Origin of the sequence: Leptolyngbya boryana PCC 6306, assembly GCF_000353285.1 — a bacterium.
Taxonomy (GTDB): domain Bacteria; phylum Cyanobacteriota; class Cyanobacteriia; order Leptolyngbyales; family Leptolyngbyaceae; genus Leptolyngbya; species Leptolyngbya boryana.
The window spans coordinates 3,487,734-3,508,119 of sequence record NZ_KB731324.1; the positions used below are offsets into that span (position 1 = coordinate 3,487,734).

General features: G+C 47.5%; 22 protein-coding genes and 1 tRNA gene. 15 read left to right on the forward strand and 8 right to left on the reverse strand.

Annotated features, from left to right (window positions below):
* Positions 1-49: 49 nt before the first annotated feature.
* Positions 50-1,087 carry a helix-turn-helix domain-containing protein gene (locus LEPBO_RS40155; protein WP_017288876.1) on the reverse strand — a complete coding sequence of 346 codons (1,038 nt, stop codon included), beginning with the start codon at positions 1,085-1,087 and terminating at the stop codon, positions 50-52.
* 186 nt (positions 1,088-1,273) lie between these two features.
* Between LEPBO_RS40155 and LEPBO_RS0117580 the strand changes: the two genes are divergently transcribed.
* Positions 1,274-1,747, forward strand: coding sequence for an SAM-dependent methyltransferase (locus LEPBO_RS0117580; RefSeq protein WP_017288877.1), 474 nt, complete (start codon positions 1,274-1,276; stop codon positions 1,745-1,747).
* A gap of 27 nt (positions 1,748-1,774) precedes the next feature.
* Here the strand turns inward: LEPBO_RS0117580 and LEPBO_RS0117585 are convergent, their stop codons facing one another.
* The gene (locus LEPBO_RS0117585) at positions 1,775-2,758 is read right to left on the reverse strand and encodes a homoserine kinase (RefSeq protein WP_017288878.1); all 984 of its coding nucleotides are present in this window, start codon (positions 2,756-2,758) and stop codon (positions 1,775-1,777) included.
* Between the two features lie 118 nt (positions 2,759-2,876).
* On the opposite strand from LEPBO_RS0117585, the gene LEPBO_RS0117590 reads away from it, so the two are divergent.
* Positions 2,877-3,836 (forward strand): Gfo/Idh/MocA family protein, encoded by a 960-nt coding sequence (locus LEPBO_RS0117590; RefSeq protein WP_017288879.1) that lies wholly within the window; start codon positions 2,877-2,879, stop codon positions 3,834-3,836.
* Between the two features lie 73 nt (positions 3,837-3,909).
* On the opposite strand, the gene LEPBO_RS0117595 is transcribed toward LEPBO_RS0117590, so the two are convergent.
* Positions 3,910-4,803: an EndoU domain-containing protein gene (locus LEPBO_RS0117595; RefSeq protein ID WP_017288880.1), complete on the reverse strand. Its 894-nt coding sequence runs from the start codon at positions 4,801-4,803 to the stop codon at positions 3,910-3,912.
* Positions 4,804-4,901: 98 nt separating this feature from the next.
* Here LEPBO_RS0117595 and LEPBO_RS0117600 point away from each other — a divergent pair, with 98 nt between their 5' ends.
* Positions 4,902-5,114, forward strand: a complete 213-nt coding sequence (locus LEPBO_RS0117600; RefSeq protein WP_017288881.1) for a hypothetical protein — start codon at positions 4,902-4,904, stop codon at positions 5,112-5,114.
* Between the two features lie 74 nt (positions 5,115-5,188).
* Here LEPBO_RS0117600 and ilvC read toward each other — a convergent pair whose 3' ends face one another.
* The gene (ilvC, locus tag LEPBO_RS0117605; protein ID WP_017288882.1) at positions 5,189-6,184 is read right to left on the reverse strand and encodes a ketol-acid reductoisomerase; all 996 of its coding nucleotides are present in this window, start codon (positions 6,182-6,184) and stop codon (positions 5,189-5,191) included.
* A gap of 792 nt (positions 6,185-6,976) precedes the next feature.
* On the opposite strand from ilvC, the gene LEPBO_RS0117610 reads away from it, so the two are divergent.
* Complete coding sequence (locus LEPBO_RS0117610) at positions 6,977-7,342, forward strand: VanZ family protein (protein WP_017288883.1); 366 nt, start codon at positions 6,977-6,979, stop codon at positions 7,340-7,342.
* Positions 7,343-7,358: 16 nt separating this feature from the next.
* Here LEPBO_RS0117610 and LEPBO_RS0117615 read toward each other — a convergent pair whose 3' ends face one another.
* Positions 7,359-7,751, reverse strand: coding sequence for a DUF4359 domain-containing protein (locus LEPBO_RS0117615; RefSeq protein WP_017288884.1), 393 nt, complete (start codon positions 7,749-7,751; stop codon positions 7,359-7,361).
* A gap of 117 nt (positions 7,752-7,868) precedes the next feature.
* On the opposite strand from LEPBO_RS0117615, the gene LEPBO_RS0117620 reads away from it, so the two are divergent.
* From LEPBO_RS0117620 to LEPBO_RS42960, 5 genes are all read left to right on the forward strand, one after another.
* Positions 7,869-7,941: transfer RNA gene (locus LEPBO_RS0117620), tRNA-His, on the forward strand.
* Positions 7,942-8,341: 400 nt separating this feature from the next.
* Complete coding sequence (locus tag LEPBO_RS0117625) at positions 8,342-9,247, forward strand: hypothetical protein (RefSeq protein WP_017288885.1); 906 nt, start codon at positions 8,342-8,344, stop codon at positions 9,245-9,247.
* Positions 9,248-9,404: 157 nt separating this feature from the next.
* Positions 9,405-9,977, forward strand: a complete 573-nt coding sequence (locus tag LEPBO_RS0117630; RefSeq protein ID WP_017288886.1) for a hypothetical protein — start codon at positions 9,405-9,407, stop codon at positions 9,975-9,977.
* Positions 9,978-10,065: 88 nt separating this feature from the next.
* Positions 10,066-10,530: a BON domain-containing protein gene (locus LEPBO_RS0117635; RefSeq protein WP_026148729.1), complete on the forward strand. Its 465-nt coding sequence runs from the start codon at positions 10,066-10,068 to the stop codon at positions 10,528-10,530.
* Between the two features lie 140 nt (positions 10,531-10,670).
* A complete protein-coding gene (locus tag LEPBO_RS42960; RefSeq protein ID WP_017288888.1) occupies positions 10,671-10,823 on the forward strand; it encodes a hypothetical protein in 153 nt (50 codons plus the stop codon).
* On the opposite strand, the gene chlP is transcribed toward LEPBO_RS42960, so the two are convergent.
* Both chlP and LEPBO_RS37430 read right to left on the reverse strand, forming a co-directional pair.
* The gene (gene chlP / locus LEPBO_RS0117645; protein ID WP_017288889.1) at positions 10,812-12,035 is read right to left on the reverse strand and encodes a geranylgeranyl reductase; all 1,224 of its coding nucleotides are present in this window, start codon (positions 12,033-12,035) and stop codon (positions 10,812-10,814) included. The genes LEPBO_RS42960 and chlP overlap by 12 nt on opposite strands.
* Positions 12,036-12,189: 154 nt before the next feature.
* Positions 12,190-13,152: a DNA-methyltransferase gene (locus LEPBO_RS37430; protein ID WP_017288890.1), complete on the reverse strand. Its 963-nt coding sequence runs from the start codon at positions 13,150-13,152 to the stop codon at positions 12,190-12,192.
* A gap of 477 nt (positions 13,153-13,629) precedes the next feature.
* Between LEPBO_RS37430 and LEPBO_RS42395 the strand changes: the two genes are divergently transcribed.
* The 6 genes from LEPBO_RS42395 to LEPBO_RS37435 all read left to right on the forward strand — a co-directional run bounded on the left by LEPBO_RS42395 (position 13,630) and on the right by LEPBO_RS37435 (position 19,921).
* Entirely contained in the window at positions 13,630-13,890 is a 261-nt protein-coding gene (locus tag LEPBO_RS42395) for a hypothetical protein (protein ID WP_144056223.1), read from the forward strand.
* Positions 13,891-14,004: 114 nt separating this feature from the next.
* Positions 14,005-14,688 carry a deoxyribose-phosphate aldolase gene (gene deoC, locus LEPBO_RS0117660; RefSeq protein ID WP_017288892.1) on the forward strand — a complete coding sequence of 228 codons (684 nt, stop codon included), beginning with the start codon at positions 14,005-14,007 and terminating at the stop codon, positions 14,686-14,688.
* A gap of 9 nt (positions 14,689-14,697) precedes the next feature.
* Positions 14,698-15,603, forward strand: a complete 906-nt coding sequence (gene recO, locus LEPBO_RS0117665) for a DNA repair protein RecO (protein ID WP_017288893.1) — start codon at positions 14,698-14,700, stop codon at positions 15,601-15,603.
* Positions 15,600-17,129, forward strand: a complete 1,530-nt coding sequence (locus LEPBO_RS0117670) for an MFS transporter (protein WP_017288894.1) — start codon at positions 15,600-15,602, stop codon at positions 17,127-17,129. Before recO ends, LEPBO_RS0117670 begins: the two co-directional genes overlap by 4 nt.
* A 76-nt stretch (positions 17,130-17,205) precedes the next feature.
* Positions 17,206-18,456 carry a glycosyltransferase family 4 protein gene (locus LEPBO_RS0117675; RefSeq protein WP_017288895.1) on the forward strand — a complete coding sequence of 417 codons (1,251 nt, stop codon included), beginning with the start codon at positions 17,206-17,208 and terminating at the stop codon, positions 18,454-18,456.
* A 136-nt stretch (positions 18,457-18,592) separates the two neighbouring features.
* A complete protein-coding gene (locus tag LEPBO_RS37435) occupies positions 18,593-19,921 on the forward strand; it encodes a tetratricopeptide repeat protein (RefSeq protein ID WP_017288896.1) in 1,329 nt (442 codons plus the stop codon).
* A 107-nt stretch (positions 19,922-20,028) separates the two neighbouring features.
* Here the strand turns inward: LEPBO_RS37435 and LEPBO_RS0117685 are convergent, their stop codons facing one another.
* On the reverse strand, positions 20,029-20,268 hold the full coding sequence (locus LEPBO_RS0117685; protein WP_017288897.1) for a 2Fe-2S iron-sulfur cluster-binding protein: 240 nt from the start codon (positions 20,266-20,268) through the stop codon (positions 20,029-20,031).
* Positions 20,269-20,386 lie beyond the last annotated feature (118 nt).

Below are 20,386 nucleotides of genomic sequence, written 5' to 3' on the forward strand. Positions count from 1 at the left end.
GAGGAATTTAGAAGGCGATAGTATGGCTAGCTATGTTCAAAAGTCTGGCTCAAGGCGTGGGCGGAAAAGTTGCAGACCCTAAATCACCCGCCGCACCCATGACTTTGGCTTCGCCATTGTTGTACGACAGCGAAACTCCTCCCGCGTTTCCCGTATTGATCTCGACAGATTTACCACTCCAAGTTCTCTGGGTTCCTTTTGTCAGTGTGCCTTCGTAAACAGAAGTTCCATCAACGAGGACTTCTACCCAGCTTTCCTCAGTGATATTCATTTTGACATTGACAGCCCCTGGAGACGGTGAAGCAGGAGTCGGGCTACTTGGGGTAGAAGCGACTGGAGCAGAACTGCCGGGTGTAGGCGCTTGAGAGGGTTGTACAGTCGGAGAAGTTGCAGCACTAGGATTCGATCGCTCTGGCTGACGATTGACAAACGTTGAAGCGAGAACGCCGATTACGCCTAATCCGATTGCAGCCGCTAAAGCAATCAGTGGCAGACGAGCAGGTGGCTCACTGGTGCTGATGCGAGGAGGCGTAGGAACGGAGTCGCGGACGGCAGTAGGCTCGAGTTTTTGAGCAGGCTGAGGATCACGAATGGCAGCAGGTTCAGAAGCTTTGGGTGTGGGAAGTGGAGTCGGAGCTTCGCTATGCACGACCTGAGGAGGCTCAGCAGCCCTGGGGATGGAAGGTTCAGGTGCTTTGGGAACAGCAGGCTCAGATGCTTTAGGGAGAGCAGGCTCAGGCGCTTTGGGGATAGAAGATTTGAGAGCAGTTGGCTTCGGGGTTTGAGGCTCGATCGTATTCGAGATCAAAGAAGCCGTCGCTGGAGCAGGCAGGGGGGAAAGATCAACAGTGAACTCTTTCGACAGTGCGATGCCGTCAAGCCCAATCGCATCCGCAAAACGCCGAATGAAGCCTTGAATGAATACAGGCTCGGGAAGCCGATCGAGATTTGCATCTTCGAGCGCAATCAGTAATCGTTGCGGAATGTAGGTTTTCGCGGCAATTTCTTCGAGCGACATCGATTTTTTCTGACGCTCCTGACTGAGCCGCGTTGCGATCGCTTTAAGTTGTTCTTTTTGTGCCGACATACCCATAAATCCTACGACTTTCTTTAGCCTTGCATCATGACAAAAGCACTTTAGATCGAGCCTAGCTGCTTGAGTCAAGCGTATCGTGTTTCAGCCCCGTGTACAAAATCACGATCGCTTTTCAGTATGATGGGGAAGCTAAAATTCTGTAAAGCGTTTTGGCGGAGAGTTCTGATTGTATAACTTATGCTGCGCCGCCCTGATATTGCGTTTATTCCCACCCCTGAAGCCGCGATCGAAACTTTGCTCGAAGTTTTACAAGTCAATGATTCTGATGTAATTTACGATCTCGGATGTGGCGATGGACGAATTTTGATCAGTGCCGCATTACAGTTTGGGGCGCGGGGCGTTGGGATCGACCTTGATCCCCTTCGAGTCAAAGAAGCTCAAGCGAAAGCAGATGAGTTAGGAATTCGCGATCGCGTTAAGTTTCAAGAAGCGGATTTGTTTACAAGTCGATTTGAAGATGCTTCGATCGTCGTGCTATATCTTCTGCCACATCTGAATTTGAGGCTTCGACCTGCTTTGTTTGAGCAGCTTAAACCGGGAACGCGGATTGTCTCGATCGATTTTGATATGGGGGATTGGTTACCTGAAAAAGTGATTAAACTCGATATCGAAGAAGAATCGACCTTGTACTTCTGGACAATTCCAGCCTAATAAAAACCTCCTTGCTCTCAGGGAAGCTTAAAACATCTGCCAATCTGGAGATCGAAGCCGGCGCAACTGCTCGGCTCGTTTGCGGAAAAATGAATCGTCCAAACGGCTGTAATTGTGGCGCAGGGCATAGGTTAGACTAATTGACCAAACCCAAATATGAGCCGTTTGAGTAAAAGCAGAAATTGCTTTCAGTTCAAAAGCTTCCAGCGGAGTGACGGATTGATATCCCGCTAAAAATGCCTCTCGAACTCGACGGCTAATGCCTGTATTGAGCGCAATCTGCCGAAACTTACCCAAATCAAACGCTCGCCAACCCAATCCACATTGATCAAAATCAAATAGAGTGGGTTGATCAGTCTCTGTAAAATGAGCATTACCACTGTGCGGATCGCCCCAACAAATCCCCCAATAAGGAGCCGATCGCGGAAATGTCTGCAACTCTGATTTGATTTGCAAAATTGCAGTTTTGAGATAATCCCGATCACTACTTTGCAAAAACGGAGCGATCGCATCCCAGGATTCATCGAGCAAATACTTCAGCGTCAAAGGCTTGCGATCGAACTTACATTCAAATGCTTCTCCAGCTTGGTGCATTTTTGCGATCGTTTCTCCTAATTTCGTCGCCTGCCGAACGCTCAAATCCCCAAGCGGAATTGCACCAGGCGCATAGATAAACAAAGCCGCATAGCGATCTCCCTCCGGGGCTTTGATCACAATTGACAATTTGCCAGAGGTTGTAGGCAAGGGATAAGCAACTGAAATCCCTTTCTTTTGCAGAAAATCGAGCAACGCTAGTTCAAAATCGATATCTGCTTGCGATCGCCAACCCCAATGGGAAACTCTCAGCACATACGATGCTTGATCGGTTTCAACCAAATAGACATCACTTAAACCACGGCACCAAAATTCGCACGATCTGACCGTTCCAATGTCATAGCACGACAGCACCCTAGACACGATCGCGCTTGGATCGATCGTAGAATAAAGAACGGGCAAAGAAACAACTGTCATGAACTGTTAACGATTTTGTCAACCTCTATACTGGGCTAGAACGACCTCGCTAACGGTTAGATGTGATACGAAACCCGTAAACTTGAGAATGAAGATTTAATTACAAAAGGCGATCGCTGTGATTCGAGTCGGAATAGTTGGAACTGGGTATGCCGCAAAACTGCGGGCAGAAGCTATCAATCAAGACGATCGCGCGAAGTTAGTGGGAGTAGCTGGACATCGAGCGGATAAGACAACTGAATTCGGACATACCCATCAAACTCAAGCATTTAATGCTTGGCAAGAGTTACTCGGTGCTGTTGATTTGGTGATCATTTGCGGTGTGAATTCAGAACATAGCTCGATCGCTCAAACGGCGCTTGAATCGGGCAAGCATGTGGTTGTGGAATATCCTTTAGCCATCGATCTTGAATCTGCGACAACTGCGATCGAGACGGCTCGTGCTCAGAATCGATTACTTCATGTTGAACATATCGAACTACTCGGGGGAGTCCATCAGGCATTTTTGCGATCGCTTTCCCAAATTGGCACGCCTTTTTATGCCCGCTATGCGACCGCCACACCTCAACATCCTGCACCTGCTAAATGGACTTACAATCCCTCTGTTTTTGGGTTTCCACTTGTAGGAGCATTGTCTCGGCTCCATCGGCTTGTTCACGTCTTTGGACAGGTCGAATCTGTGAGTTGTCAGAATCGATATTTGAACTTACAGAGCGATCGTTTTTTGGGCTGTATGTGTAAGGCGCAACTGAACTTTCAGAATGGCGTCATTGCGGATGTTGTATATAGCAAAGGTGAAACAGCATGGAGCGCAGAACGCAAGTTAGAAGTTCAAGGTGATCAAGGCGCATTAGTCTTTGAGGGCGATTCAGGTGTGTTGATCAATTCTGAAGGTGCAACGCCGATCGAGATTGGTGCGCGCCGAGGTTTATTTACCAAAGATACCAGTGCAGTTTTAGATTATTTGTTAGACGGCAAGCCCCTCTATGTCCAACCTGAAGAAAGTTTGTATACCTTGAAAGTTGCGATTGCTGCTCAGCGATCGGCAGAATCCGGACAAACGATTCGCATCGATTAAGCACTTCGTTGCAACTTTGTTCAACTCTTGTCGATGCTGTAAGTCGAGCAAAGTTGCAACACATCCTACTTCCCTAGCGATCGCAAGCCGCCTCTCGTTGGCTCGGCGTTGCATCTGGATAAAATGTCACAATTCCGCGTGCCGCTTTCACAAACACCGCTTTAAAAGGAACCCTTGCTTCTGGATCTCGTACCGTAAACAAACAAACGGACTTACTACTCGAAGTCGATCGCGAAGTTTTAAACGCGATCGTGGCATCTGTCAAAAGCTCCTCAGCATTACTCACATAGGAATATCCCTTTTTCGCATCTCTAGAGATCACCTGATTGCCCCGACGCACCTCAACGCCTAAGGTATAGATTTTCCCTTCGACCACCTCTTCTGCTTGAGCATTATTCGGCAATCGTCCTGCAATTCCGGCTTGCTGCAACTGCCAGTAACGCCCTACATAATGCAATCCTCCAATTTGCTGTGAGCCTCGCAGTTCACCACAGAAGATATGCTCAAACCCTTTTCGATTTGACCAAATCGTCAGCAGATCATCTTGAAACTGCTGATCACTTCTGCGACCTGGAAAAATCTCACCCCCTACTGCGGTTTTAATCCTTTGCACAACATCAGGCGATTCTGCAAACAATCGACGCAATCTAACGGTTCCAACCGGGCTACCAAACTCTCCGCAAGTTGCAAGTACTTTGCGATCGAACTCATTCAATTGCGGTGCAGGCGGAGTAATGTCTACTAAGCGATCGCGAGGAATGCCGACTTGCGCTGGATTATTTTCTTGATCAAAAAATGGCAAAAGTGCTGACCTAGCTGAAATCGCGCGAGTTGGTTTGGGTTTCTTCTGTCTCGCTTGGTATTCAATTCGGGGACTAGATTGAGCCAATGCAGAGGAGTAAACCGTTGTTACACCGAGTAAGAGAAGTCCAGAGCCTACTAGCCCAACTTTGAGAAATTGTTTCATCGCTCACCATCTACGAATGTCATGCCAAAAATTGGGCACTACTAAACGTAGACCATGATACGCGCCTTCCAGTTTCTCACTTACCTAAAAAATCTCTTATGCGCTCCAAAATTCCGGTTGGACTGCTCTTGCTAGTGAGTTTAATTTTCGTTGGATGTGGTGATCGATTTTTGCCATCCGCGATCGGGAAATATAGCTTGCAGGCTCGAACTGCGATCGACCAACTCTTAATCAATGCTTTTCCACGGTGGCAACCTAAAACAAATCCGAACCAGCGGACTGAAGACGCGGTTCGGAATATGAAGAAGTAGGGAATGAGAGCATAAAGAATCAGGGAGTCCTTAGAAATTTTATCTCCCTACTCCCCACTCCCTACTCCCTACTTCTACGCCTTCTTCAACCAGCTAAACATCGCACGCAGATCCTTTCCAACCTCTTCAATCGGATGCTCTGCTTCACGCCGACGCATTGCATGGAAACCTGCCTTACCCGACTGATTTTCCAGCACGAATTCCCGTGCAAATTGCCCCGTCTGAATCTCGTCGAGAATCTTCTTCATCTCTGCACGAGTTGCATCGGTGACAATTCGAGGACCACGAGTCAAATCTCCATACTCCGCAGTATTCGAGATACTGTCACGCATCGTCGCTAATCCACCTTCTACAATCAGATCCACAATCAGCTTCACTTCATGTAGACACTCAAAGTAAGCAAGCTCAGGCTGATATCCTGCATTCACGAGCGTTTCAAATCCAGCTTTGATCAGCGCACTCAGACCACCGCACAGCACAACCTGCTCGCCGAATAGATCAGTCTCGGTTTCTTCCCGGAACGTCGTTTCCAGAATTCCACCGCGAGTGCCGCCAATTCCTTTGGCATATGCCATTGCGCGATCGCGCGCTTGACCTGTCGCATCTTGATACACAGCAAACAAGGCAGGCACACCTTGACCTTGTTCATACGTGCGACGCACCAAATGCCCTGGACCTTTTGGTGCAACCATGACCACATCCACATTTGCAGGTGGAATGATTTGAGCATAGTTGATGTTAAAACCGTGGGCGAATGCCAGCACATTGCCTTCGCTCAGATTCGGTTCAATTTCATGGGTGTAAACGGAACGTTGGACTTCATCTGGCAGCAAAATCATGATGAAATCCGCAGCCTTTGTTGCATCCGCAACACTATGAACCGTTAAGCCAGCGTCTTTCGCTTTCGTCGCTGATTTACTGCCCGGATACAGCCCAACGATGACGTTCATGCCGCTGTCTTTGAGGTTAAGGGCGTGGGCGTGCCCTTGAGAGCCGTAGCCAATAATCGCGATCGTTTTGCCCGCAAGTAAATCTAAATTGGCATCAGCGTCATAGTACATCCGAGCCATATGAGGAGTCTCCCAGCAAGTCGTAGATAATAAATTGGTGTCAGAATCAGTAATCTTATCAGAAAGTTGGGAAACTATTCGGAATCATTCAGAATTCCTAAAAGTCTGATAGAGTTGGCAAAAATAGAGCCGAGGCACGAATGTTGAGCGTGAGGTAGGATATCACCCGGTTTCTAGTAAGGTTACTCAATTTACCTACTACCGTCAGTTTTCATTATTGATCTGGTTCTGGAGTCTTAATCAAATCGATTTTCGTCCCTATTTATGGGGTGGGAAAATTTGTTTTATATAGCTTAGATCTTTACATCAATCATGTCGCTCAGTATCCTGAACTCTATATATCTGTCCATTCAAATGGCCCTATTTTGGGTAGCTTAGAACTTTCAGAATTTTCCAGTTTAAAGATCCCCAAATTTGAGAGATTCAGGGAGCAAAACAGGCTATATATTTCACGAGCAATTTGGGACTGCTATCTCTCAAAGACGAACCGATTACCTATCATTTTTTCATTACTCAATTGCATTCATCGTTTTAATCTTCAGACTTGGATGATGCGAATTGTTTGGTTGATTCTACTGGTTACTGATTTGTTCGATCGCACAAACTCCTCGGAAAATTTATTTGACTTCTTCCATTATTAATGTTGCCTTTCACGAATAGTAATGGCATGCTGGCATAGGCTGTCACGCTATTGTTTGCGACTCCGCAGACGCAAAATCGATGATTACTCTCTGAGTCCGAAAATTACAAAATCGCAGTGTAGCTAAACCTGAATTTCAATCATTCAAGTTTATGTCTTCTAAAGCTGTAAAAGTTTCGGCATTGGTTTATGCGATCGTGTTTTTAACAATTCTCATCCTTGCCTACACGGGGAACCTTCCCACCCAACTCGACTTCATTCCCTACTTGGATAAGATCGGGCATGTCATTCTCTACGCGATCGCAACCTATCTCGGACATTCCCTTTTCGGATATCGTCGTCTGCGAAATGGGTTGCCAATTTTCCCACTTCTTTTTGCGATATTCACGATCGTTGAAGAAGCAGTGCAAGGATTCTCACCCAATCGCACGCTGGATGCGATCGACCTAGTGATGAGTTTATTCGGGATTGGCTTGGGGTATCAGCTCGCCGAAAACGGCAACAAGCGCCGTTCCTAACACCACAAAGCCGAGTTTATGGAGTCCGACTCTGCTCAGCCTGATAAATGTAGAACTTGCCAAACATACCAACGGTTTCCAACTGAAACGCAGGCAAGTCAAGAAAAATGGGCAAATTCGGCACAATCGATCGCGTGGATAAATTCGTACGATAAATGCTGAATAGTCCGAAATTTTGGCGATCGGTACTTTGGAGAATTAATTTTTTAACCTGTGCTTGATTATCTTGAACAAACTGCGGGCACTGCTCGCGAATAATTTGAGGCACTTTTTGACAGCCTTCAGCTTTGATTTGCTGTAATGCAAATTCTCCAAATGCGGCTTCATCAGGATTAGTCAGCGCCATGAATCCTGCACCTCCCAGCATTGCTAACCCAACAGTCCCCAAAAGAATCTGAGAGGATTTCATCTTCACACCACCCCGCTACAATTCACGATTTGGTCTTCTATGACGTTTTACCAAGTCTACATGTTCTCAGATTCTTGAACTTATCTAATTTCTTATGCTATGATCATTAACGCAATGGCGAGCGTAGCCAAGTGGTTAAGGCAGAGGATTGTGGTTCCTCCACTCGGGGGTTCGAGTCCCCTCGTTCGCCCTTCCTGGTTCTAGTAAATCCAAATGGAGACTTTTCTGAAGTCTCCCTAGAGCCGAAAATTAAATCCTTCAAAGGTGGGCAAAGTCCATCTCTTGACCCTTTGCCCTGTTCGACAAAGGGTCGAATTTTTTATGGAAATCTGTAAGCGATTCACGCTTTTAGGTCTGAAAGCTTCTTGATTGAGTAGACGTTACGATCGCCGCTTTCCATGTCTTTTTCCTTGCGAGTCGTGTGTCCCTTGAACTTCTAAAAAATTGACCTTAACTGAGATTCCTGAGATCCCTAACTTTCCTTAATTTACCCTTATCGACTGGGGGAAGCAGACCGAGTAACTTAAAGATATCAACGACGAAAGCCTCTTCAGATAAGGCTTTCAAGACTTTAAGAAGGAGCTTCCCACATGACCGTCACTCTAAAATCTCAATTCCGTCACGCTGTACTCAAAGCCACCGCTCTCTTGAGCATCACGGTTCCACTCCTGATGCTCTCAGCCCCTGAAGCTGCCCAAGCAGACGCACCCCAAGCTCAATGTACTCAAGCACTCGGCATCAATATCTGTGCCAATCTGCAACCTGCCGCCTATGAACTCTACGCCCAATCCAATAACATCACGAGTGAAAGAACGCTGTTGCCGCCTGAAGGCGGGTGTCCGGTTTTCACAATCAACGCTCCGAGTGGTCGTTTTCGGGTAGAAGGCTGTTTTAAACTTGGTTCACCTGCCACACTGGAAGGTGCAGTGACACGCATCGGCACGACTCAACAACAAGCGTTTAGCTTGAACTTACCCGACGGCCACTTCTTAGGAGACGACCGCCATTTGGGAGAAAAAGGATATGCGTATTATTTAGATGGTGTACAAGTGGCAACGGAACCGAAATGGTCACGTCAAGATGCAATCACTCACCTGGAATTGGCGAAAAAGACTTATCCCAACCGAAAGGGCGAAGGCTATTTCGACGGGAGGAAGCTGGGGTATGAATTATTTTGGGATGGGGTGCGAGTCGGTTTTGAACCAAGTTGGAGCATTGCACAGGCAATCAATAACCTGCAATACAACAAGAAAGCTTATCCTGAGAAGCGAGTTGAAGGAATGCTCAACGGACAAAAGCTGGAGTATGAATTGTTTTGGAATGGGGTACGAGTGGGGTTTGAACCGGGTTGGACAAAGCAACAAGCGATCGACAACCTCCGTTGGAATAAACAGACCTACCCAAATAAAAACGTAACAGGCTTGTTCAACGGTGAACTGATCGTTTTCCAGCGACCCGCTACCCGTCCTCCAGTTGTGAGACCCTCATCAGTCTAAGCACAGTTCCTCCCGTTCGCTGTGTAGAGTGCGGGGAGAAGATGCAACGTTCCTCCTTCTGAAGCGGAAGCATATCCCTTGCGAGTGACGACTCAATGCTTTTGAAACAAGAAGATGGTATCACAAACTACAAAATGTGATTAAGCAGGAGGAAAACATGGCTGTAATGAACCATAGACGAGCCGTTGGTGTCTTTTCCACTTCTCAAGCAGCAGAACAGGCTTTAACTGAATTGCGGGATGCTAGATTTCCGATGGATCGCGTCTCGGTGATTGGGCGAAACACCGATCGATTGGAAGACAGTCGTCATATCGGGGAAACACATGTTCAGGATCTTTCTGAAACCACTCATGTTGATGAAGGATTGAAGACAGGCGCAGCAGCAGGCGGCGCAGTTGGGGGTCTAACAGGCTTACTTGTTGGACTGGGTACACTTGCAATTCCTGGTGTAGGGCCAATTCTGTTAGCAGGCGCGACAGCAACAACACTCGCAACGACCTTGGCAGGTGGAGCGATCGGAGCTGCGGCAGGCGGGCTGCTTGGTGGACTCATCGGGTTGGGAATTCCAGAAGATCGAGCACGGGTTTACCACGATTACGTTACTCGTGGAGAATATCTTGTGATTGTCGATGGAACAGACACAGAAATTCACCAGGCTGAATCTATTCTCAAGCATCGAGGCATTCACGATTGGGAAATTTACTCTTCTCCGACTTCTGCGGTTCGATAAAACAGACGGTGAGATAGCTACGGTCTAGTGCGGCTTTGACGATGCTTTCTCACTTGTGTTGAGACTGTAATTCTAGAGCAATAAACCTATGAAAAAGATAATGACGCTAGCGCTGAGCAGCATTCTCCTACTTGGAGTCGCTGCTTGTGAAAGCAATTCATCAAAAACGAGTGAAAGCGCTCCCAATTCGACTGAGAAGACTGGGGAAGTTCCGACGAATCAAACTGCCCAAAATAATCAGAACGATGCCGCAAGCAAAGTGCGAAGAGATCAATTGAACTCTGATATTCGCGCTCGCGAACAACGGAGTAATGCAACGGGCGGAGATACTGATCGCGCTGATAGTGATCTAGCAAGAGAAGTCGGCAGCAAGCTGGAAGCGAATATTCCCAATGGTCAGTTAACGATTAAAGCGAAAGATGGTGCAGTCGTTGTTTCTGGGACCGTACAAACTCAAGATCAGCTCAATAAGATTGAGCCTTTATCCAAGGAGATCAAAGGCGTTAAGACAGTCAACGTTGCGGCAAAGGTTGCTCCTGCTCAAAAGCAGTAGTGTGTGCAATTTTCAAATCGCAAGTAAACAGGATTTGAAAATTACATAAGCCTCAATCATGGATGTCCTGATTCGCTGAGAATCGCACAATCAGGACGTCCACTGATTTATAAGCAAAAGTTACTAGCTCTCAAGAGCAAATGGCACTCAGTAAAGTTGAGTTTGAGTTAGAGAAGATGCGATCGCGTATCGTCTTCTTCTCAAAGATTCAAGTTGAAGTCGTTAAAAAAGAGCGATCGTACAGCACTGTACGATCGCTCTTTACAATTTATTTGCTCAACTTAAGGCGCTAACGCATTGCCGCGAATCAAGCTGCCGATTGTTTTCGCCGTAATCTTTAATTGCACCAGCGGATTTGCCGGGACAACCGTTTTGTAGAGATAGCTATCGAAGGTCAATTTCTGAACATCGATATCCGAGCACATTTCGACGAATGCTTCGCGAGTTGCATCCGTCCGATAGAACACGGTTTGCAGAATATCCAACACCTTGTAGGTCAGACCATACTGCTTATCCCACCGCTTGAGATAAACTTTCAAATCTGCCTCAGTGGGAATCCGACGACCGTTTTCGGAAAATTCAACGATCGTTTCTGCACACATCCGCGCTGACTTCGCTGCGAAGTAAATTCCTTCACCGGAAGACTTCGTCACGGTTCCCGCTGCATCGCCGACAAGAGCAACGCGACCGACAACGCGCCGAGGTCTGGGATGTTCTGGAATTGGATGCGCTTCGACGCGAATGATCTTACCGCCTCTCAGCTTTGCTGCCGCACGGGCACGAATTCCAGCTTGTAGCTTTTTGATGTCTGCTTTGTTGGGCGACATCGTTCCGGTTCCGACCGCAACGTGGTTGTATTTCGGAAACACCCAAGCGTAGAAATCTGTAGAGACATCATCACCCACATACATTTCTGCGAGGTCTTCGTAATACGCCATCTTGTCGTCTGGCAAGCTGATGCGCTCTTGGAACGCGATCGCATAGTTATAGTCACCTGCATCGATCGCTTTTGCGACGCGTGAGTTTGCCCCATCCGCGCCGATCACCAGATCGACTTCTAGGGTTGCCGCTTTTCCTTCTAAGTTGCCATCGGAATGATCCGCATAGTGTAAGGTATAAACCCCGTTTGCACTCGTTGGCAATTCCAGCTTGTGCATCGTGCCGTTAATCAGCTTCGTGCCACAAGCCACTGCGCGATCGCGTAAAAAGCCATCTAAGACTTCGCGGCGGCACATGCCAATGTATTCATCGTCTTTTAAAGTGCTGCCGATGCTGACTTCCACGTTGGACGGGGAAATCATTTTCATCTTGCGAACTTTACGATCGATAATTTCTTCTGGCAAGTCAAACTCAGCCACCATACAGAGGGGAATAGCCCCGCCACAGGGTTTTACGTTGTCTAACTTGCGTTCGATCAAATAGGTTTCAATACCTGCTTTTGCTAACGTTTCTGCTGCGGATGATCCAGCAGGTCCGCCGCCTACAACTGCAACCCGGAGTGTCAAAGGTTTTCTCCCAATTTCTTAAAAGCTACGAGAGCAATGGTATCACGCCTGTTTTGCTCATCTGTTACGGAGTGCCGCAAGTTGAAACACAGCTTAACAATTCCTCTCGCCAGGTTTCGAGTGCATCAATGTACTTATGCTGAACACTTTGCAATTACTCTATAGAACTGATGCGAATCTCTTGCTCTCTTAACGTATTGCGCTCCCAAAATACACCGTCTGCCAATCCTTGAATTTTCGGATCAATCTCTGCTAATTCCAAACGGCGCTCTGTGAATAAACAATATTCTTCATTCTGCTCAATTCCTAAGTAGTGCCGTCCTAATTTCTTTGCGACGACTGAAGTTGTGCCACTGCCAAGAAACGGATCAAAGACAAAATCTCCGGGATTAGAGCTGGCGAGAATTAATTTTGCAATCAATTTTTCACTTTTTTGAGTGGGATGGTCGGTATTCTCCGGCATTGACCAAAACGGAATCGTAATATCTGTCCAAAAATTCGAGGGATGAGTATCGCGAAAATTTCCCTGTGCGGTCACTTGCCAATCCTTCGGCGTTCCGTCCTGAGTCCGATAAGGCGCAATCACCCGTCGGCGCTGCTTCACTGCCTCGACATTAAAGGTGTACTCGTGAGACATCGTACAAAACCAAATATCTTCGCTGGAATTTTTCCAATTGGTTTTGGCTCCTCGCCCCTTCTCACGTTCCCAAGTAATGCGATTTCGCACAATAAAATGAGTCGCAGCAACCGTGAAAATCGAAGCAGAAGACAGCCAATCGCCACAAATGTAGATCGAAGCAGTCGGTTTCAGCAAAGGCTTGAACTGAACGATCGCAGCATCGAGCCACTCGGTATATGCCTCGACGGTACGACGCTCAAACTTGAAGCCATTGAAATTCTTCGTCAAATTGTAGGGCGGATCGAGAATTAACAGATCTACAAATCCAGTCGGCAGCAGAGTAGCGATCTCCAAGCTATCCGCTTGAATCGTTCCGGTTCTCAAGTCTGAACTCAGCCTTTCGATAGAAATCAATCGCGGTCGGAGTCGATCGCGATCTAAATCTGTGAGTTCTAGGCTACGATTTCGATTCGCTTTCAGCTTTTTAGCGATTGACATAAGAGAATCCTAACGTTTCCTTTAAAAACCATCGTTTTTGCGGTTGTCATTTAGCACATTCTGCTCTGTTAGTTGAACTTTTGTAGAAATACTTTAACCAAAGTAATAGTTTTTAGCGAATTCCCCGGACACGGTTTAAAAAATTAATGGGTAAGGTATTACAGTATTCAGATTTTTTCGACAATTGGGCATTCTAACGATTGCACAATTTCAGTTCGACAACTTCTGTCACTCAGATTGGGTAAGAAACCACTTCCATTTATCTTCAGGGTTGACTTGTCATGATGTTCAAAATCGATAATTTTATCTGCGTACAATCACTTAGGCATCGACTTTTTTCTCAGCTCAACCTATGTAAGAAGCAATAACTCCACCGTGTAAACACTGGATTCGTTTACTTCGATCACGTAGAATAGTGGTCAAGATGATGAAGCGAGTCCACCACCGTAGATACTCTATCTTCATAGGTTGCTGCCCATGAGTACTTTTCTAAAGGCTACACTGACGGCAACTTTGGCTGCGAGTGTATTACTGATAATGGATGATTCGAAGCTGGTTCGAGCAGAAAGCAGTCCATCTACCAATGGTTCAAAATCCGCACAAGTTCAAGATGCAAGTCCGGTTGCATCCATCTCGATTCACTCCACTGTCCGTCATTTGGCTGAACCATTACAGAACAGCTTCGATCCAGAACCCAACGATCCTCCTAAAGGAACAGGCGGGTCAGGAACCCGTTAGCCAAAGAGTTTCGATGTTTCAATGTTTTGCTTTCAGTTCCGCAGTTCAGTTCGCTGAGCTGCGGATTGTTTTATGCGATCCTGAAACAGGTGTGCTTTCTGAGAACAGTGCGTTATGACTCAACCTTATTCCGATATTGACCTTGCGCCCTTTATCGATCATTCGCTGCTTGCCCCGATCGCGACGCCTGTGCAGGTCGAGCAGTGGTGTGAAGAAGCCGATCGCTATCGGTTCGCCTCGGTTTGTGTCCTGCCTGTGCATGTTAAGCAAGCCGCCAATCTGTTACACACGAAACAACCGCGCGTCGCAACGGTGATCGGATTTCCGATCGGTGCAAACACCTCAAACGTCAAACTTTATGAGGCACAAGATGCGGTCGAAAATGGAGCGAGCGAATTAGATGTCGTGATTAATATCGGCTGGCTTAAATCTGGGAACCTCGACGCTGTGCATCGAGAAATCGCTGAAATCCGAGAAGCGACCGGATGTCCGATCAAAACGATTTTAGAAATGTCGCTTTTAACAGAACAGGAAAAACGCACAGCCGCAGAAATTTGTTTAGATGCAGGTGCGGCTTTCCTGAAAACAAGTACAGGTTGGACAGGGGGGGCAACGGTCGCAGATGTGCGCCTTCTCAAAGAAATTGCGCAAGACCGAGTCGGAATTAAGGCTTCTGGTGGAATCCGTACCGCAGAGCAGGCTTTGGAGTTAATCGTGGCGGGAGCAACTCGACTTGGAACCTCACGAGGTGTTGAGTTACTGCGCCAGCGCGATACCCTGGATAAGAACCCGTCTTAATCCGTCTACATGAGTCGAACTTACAAAGCGATCGGGATCAATCTCAAAGCGATGCCTCTCGGTGAATCAGATCGGATTGTCACGATTCTGACGAAAGAGTTTGGGCTACTGCGTGCGGTGGCAATGGGAGCACGTAAGCAGAATTCTAAATTGGGCGGACGGAGTGGATTGTTCGTTGTCAATCAACTCCTGTTTGCGAAAGGTCGATCGCTCGACAAGATTACGCAAGCCGAAACGCTCGAATCTTATCCGGGATTGGCGCGGAACTTGAAGAAATTAACTTCAGGACAATATTTAGCAGAACTGGTGCTGCAGCAAGCTTTAAGTGAACAGCCTCAGGAAGACTTGTTTTATCTCTTCAATGAACATCTCGGTAGAATTGAGCAAGCCACGGATTCTGAGGTTCTCCCCCGCTTGATTCACGCGATTTATCAACTTCTCGCGATCGCGGGAATTGCTCCCCAAGTGTATCAGTGCTCAGTGACGGGAGCCACAATCGAGGCCTTCGACCAACTTGATCCAGTCTGTGGATTTAGTGGAGCCGCTGGCGGTGTGGTCAAACTTGATGAACTCGATCGCATTATTGAAGAACAAGCTCCACGTCACCGAGTCCAGTCACCTGTGGGAGAATATCGAGTAGAATCCTCAACTTCGTCGCAGACGACAGTCACCGATTTCCCCCGTAAATTCTTCTCGTCGCGTTCCCTCAATGTGCCGCTTCACGCCCCTGAACTGGCCGCCCTTCAACAGCTTCCCCAAGCTGACTCTCCTGAACCTGACCAGTTTCCGACGACGACCTGGTTGATCCTAGAAAAGTTGCTCCGTCAGTATGCTCAGTATCATTTCGATCAACCGATTCGATCTGCTGCGCTGATTGAGAGTTGTTTTGCACCCGATTCGATGCCGAAACCATGATGCGACCCTCCCCTTCTGATGATTACGTTCTCATGTCCTCTCCGTTAGATAAAGATGCGATCGGCTTGAATTCCCGTCCAAGTTCGGAACCGTTTCGCTCTCAGCCACCGACTGGGAATGGGCGATCGCCGATGCCCAAGGAAAATTTTTCTCCAGAATCAAATGGCAATGGTTCTAAGAAATACGTATCAGAAGATAAACCTATCGAGCCGAAACCTCCAGAAGAAGTAGAACAAGGATTTGCTCCTGTTCTAAAAAATCGCGCGTTTCTCACGCTCTGGTCAGGACAAGTCTTTTCTCAACTTTCCGATAAAGTTTATCTGGTGTTGATGATTGCGCTGATTGCGAGTCGATTTCAATCAGAAGGGCAGACGATTAGTGGCTGGGTGTCGTCGATCATGATTGCCTTTACGATTCCAGCAATCCTCTTTGGTTCGATCGCCGGAGTTTATGTCGATCGCTGGTCAAAAAAAGGAGTCCTCGTCGCGACTAATCTTCTCAGGGGCGCACTGGTTTTCATCTTGCCGATCGCGCTTTGGCTGACCAAGGGTTGGACAACCTTTCAAGGGTTACCCGTTGGATTCTGCTTGCTGCTCGGCATTACATTCTTAGTGTCAACGCTGACCCAGTTCTTTGCACCAGCCGAGCAGTCGATCATGCCGCTTGTGGTAGAAAAGCGGCATCTGCTCTCTGCAAATTCGCTTTACACCACGACTGCAATGGCATCTGTGATTGTCGGCTTTGCTGTCGGAGAACCCCTATTAGCCTTAGCGGATACGGTCGCGAGTTGGTTTGGGGGAGGCACGGATTTTGGCAAAGAATTGTTGGTGGGAGGAGGATATGCGATCGCGGGTGTTCTGCTTTTACTCATGCACACCAACGAGAAAACCCAAGACATTCCCTCTCAAGAGCAACCCCATGTTTGGGAAGATATCAAAGACGGGCTGCGATTCCTCAAAAATCATGCCCATGTCCGAGGTGCATTAATCCAGTTGGTCATTTTGTTCTCAATCTTTGCGGCTTTAGCCGTCTTAGCCGTCCGCTTAGCGGAAGTCATGCCTGAAATTAAATCCTCACAATTTGGATTTTTGCTCGCGGCAGGCGGAGTAGGGATGGCAGCAGGAGCCGCGTTACTGGGGAGCTTCGGACAGCGATTTGCTCATGCGAGACTCGGCACAATTGGGTCAATTGGAATTGCAGGTTCCCTTGTTGGGATTGCATTTTTCTATTCTCATCTCTGGATTACCTTGGGACTTTTAGCGGCGTTGGGTGCCTTTGCCGCATTAGTTGGCATTCCCATGCAAACAACGATTCAGCAAGAAACGCCAGAAGACATGCGCGGGAAAGTGTTCGGATTGCAGAACAATGCCGTGAATATTGCATTATCTCTACCGTTGGTCTTAGCGGGAGTTTCTGAGACTCTATTTGGATTACGGGCTGTGTTTTTAGCCCTTGCCGCGTTGACGATCGCAGGAGGATCTTTAACCTGGTATATTGCTCATACCACCGATGGGACTGAAGAATAAGCCTTAATACCTAGAGACGAGTTGTTTCTAATACTCTTCGCCCTCGCTGATTCCCTAGCCTCTATTACAAACTACAATGCACATCGCTTGGCTTGGCAAGAAAACGCCATTTTGCGGCAATGTTACCTACAGTCGAGAAGTTACGAATGCTTTGCTAGACCGGGAACATCAGGTCAGTTTCTTCCACTTTGCCCAGGAAGAAGCCAGCCCTGATAATTTTCCGGACTTAAGAGAAATTCAAATTCCATTTTTATATAAATCCCAGATCTATACAATTCCGACTCTAAAATCTGCCAAAGTTCTAGAAAAAGCTCTGCGGGATCTCTCTCCTAAACCGGATATCGTACATGCATCGCTGACGCTTTCTCCGCTAGATTTCATGCTGCCGGAAATTTGCCAGGAGTTGAATCTGCCGCTCGTTGCAACCTTTCATCCGGCATTCGATCGCAAACTTCGCAATTTCACATCAGGCACGCAACATCTGATGTATCAGCTGTATGCGCCGTCGCTTGCCAAGTACGATCGCGTCATTATCTTCTCGCGAATTCAAAGGGATTTATTAATTAAACTGGGCGTTCCTGCGGAACGAATTGCCGTGATTCCCAATGGAGTTGATATTGAAAGATATTCTCCAGGTGCGTCTTCTTTCAAAGCTCAACTTGGCGCGAAACGGCTCTTTCTCTATCAAGGTCGGATTGCACCGGAGAAGAATGTAGAATCGCTGCTCAAAGCTTGGAAACAGGCAAATATGGGCGAGGATAGCCAGCTCGTGATTGTGGGCAATCATGGAACCTTAGCGGCTTCACTGATTCCGTTTTATGGCGAAGAACAGGGAATTAAATGGCTCGGCTTTTTAGCAGATGAGCGCGATCGCATTAACATTCTGCGCAGCACAGATGTGTTTATCCTGCCGTCGCTAGTTGAGGGCTTATCGCTGTCTTTACTGGAAGCGATGGCTTGCGGAGTTGCATGTGTGGCAACGGATGCAGGAGCCGATGGTGAAGTGTTAGAAGACGAAGCAGGAATTGTGCTAGAGACGCAGCGAGTGACTTCTCAGTTGCGAGCCTTACTGCCTCAGTTGAGAGATCATTCAAGCTGGACAAGAATGTTGGGGCAAAAAGCGCGGCAACGAGTTGAAGAACGTTACACCCTGAGCCGCAATATTGCCCAGGTCGAAGCGCTGTATGAAGATCTGCTGGATGAACATCGTCGAAAACGTCGAGTGAGCGTTCTGAACAAAATTCCATCGCCTTGGCGACCGACTGCGTTTGACATTCCCAGAGGTCGGTATCCGATGGATTCGATCGTGCCTGAACCTGAGAGTTAAGATTTGAGCCTGTGGGCAAGCAGAATCAACGGCAAGCATTGAGGGGACATGGCATTCAGCAAACCTTGCAGACGCTGTGTTTCTCTGCTGGAAATGTCAATACTGAGTAGAGCACTCCAATTCTCTACTCGGAATCATGCCTGATCCTGTTGATCCTCAAGTCGAATTCTATCTGCGGCAAGCACGTCGATTGAGTAAAGCCGGGCTTTACGACGATGCGATCGCTCAATTCGATAAGGTTTTACAGCGTCAGCCGAGCCTGTCCGAAGTTTGGTTTGAGCGAGGTAAAGCGCTCTATGGGCTGCAACGCTACGACAAAGCGATCGAGAGCTTGAAAGAATCCATCTTACTCAAATCGGATTTTGAACCGGCTTGGAATATGCAAGGCATGGCGCTTTCCCAACTCGATCGCCATGCTGAAGCCATCTCCAGTTATGACCAAGCCATTAGGCTTCTTCCAACGAACTTTAAGGCATGGTATAACCGTGCCAATGCGCTCTTGAAACTAGGCTCAACGTATGAAGCGCTTCACAGCTACGAGGAAACCTTAAAACGGCGACCCAACTATACAAAGGCTTGGTACAACCGGGGCATTGTTCTCACCCAACTGAACCGATTTGAAGACGCGATCGACAGCTATCGCCAAGCCCTGCTCAATCGTCCTCATTTTTCTTCGGCTCATTATAATTTAGGGAATCTGTATTATCGGCTAGGACGATATGAAGAAGCGCTCTCTAGCTATGCACAAGTGCTGGAAATTCGTCCTGACCTTTATGAGGTTTGGTACAACCAGGCAAATGCGTTCCATCGTGCCGGGCGACATGAACGTGCGATCGAGAGCTATACTCAAACCCTAGCGCTGAAGCCGAATTCAATCGAGGCTTGGTACAACCGAGGCAATACCTTCGATGCACTCTGCCAGTATGAGCGAGCCATCGAAGATTATCAGCAAGCATTAAAACTCAAGCCTGAGTTTTACGAGGCTTGGTACAACTTGGGCGGAGCTTGCCAGAAATTGGGGCGATATGAGGAGGCGATCGCGCATTACGACCAAGCGATTCGCTATAAACCGCAGTTTCATGAAGCGTGGAGTAGCCGCGGATTCGCTTTGGGAAAAGTCAACCGCTATGAAGCAGCGATCGAGAGTTTTGATCAAGCGATCGCGCTGAATCCCGATGTCGATGAGGTTTGGTATCGACGTGGAAAAGCTCTAGAGCATTTAGGCAAGAGTGAGATGGCGATTGCAAGCTATAACACCGCTTTGAGCCTCAATCCGAAGAACGATAAGATTTGGTACAGTCGCGGGATTTCGTTGAGCCGAGCAGGACGAGATGCAGAAGCAGTTGAGAGTTTTGAAAAAGCGATCGCATTGAATTCGGCTCTCTCAGATGCCAAGCATCGTATTGAAAAGGCGATCGCCTCAAATTTAGATCTTTTAGCCGCGAAGCCTCATCTTGACCACTGAAGAAAATCCGAAGTCACAGAGTTCTTGCCAGCAGGGTATCCGCACAAATTGGTCACGCAACTTGCAGAGATTCGGGGACTAAGCCGCATCTTGATTTCAAACTTGCGTCACCAAGTCGGATCGAAAAAGAGATTGACCGTTATACAGTCTTGTCCGGGTGGAATCGAAGAGATACAACTCCGCACGGTTTCGCCGTTATCGAGTTCGACTTCGCAGGCATGGCATGAACCCATCAGGCAACCTGTCGGGATTGAAACCCCTGCACGATCAGCAACTTGCAAAAGCGGTTCACCAACTTCTGCATCAACAGTGACATCATCAGGAAGGAATCGGATGCTAACACTCATCACAAAATTCTAAAGAATATCTAAACGCTAACGAGTTTAGTAGATTTTGCCTCTACTGTATGAATCAAGGACAAACGGGTACGTTGCACCGAAAGGGTTAGGGATAAGAGCGCATGCA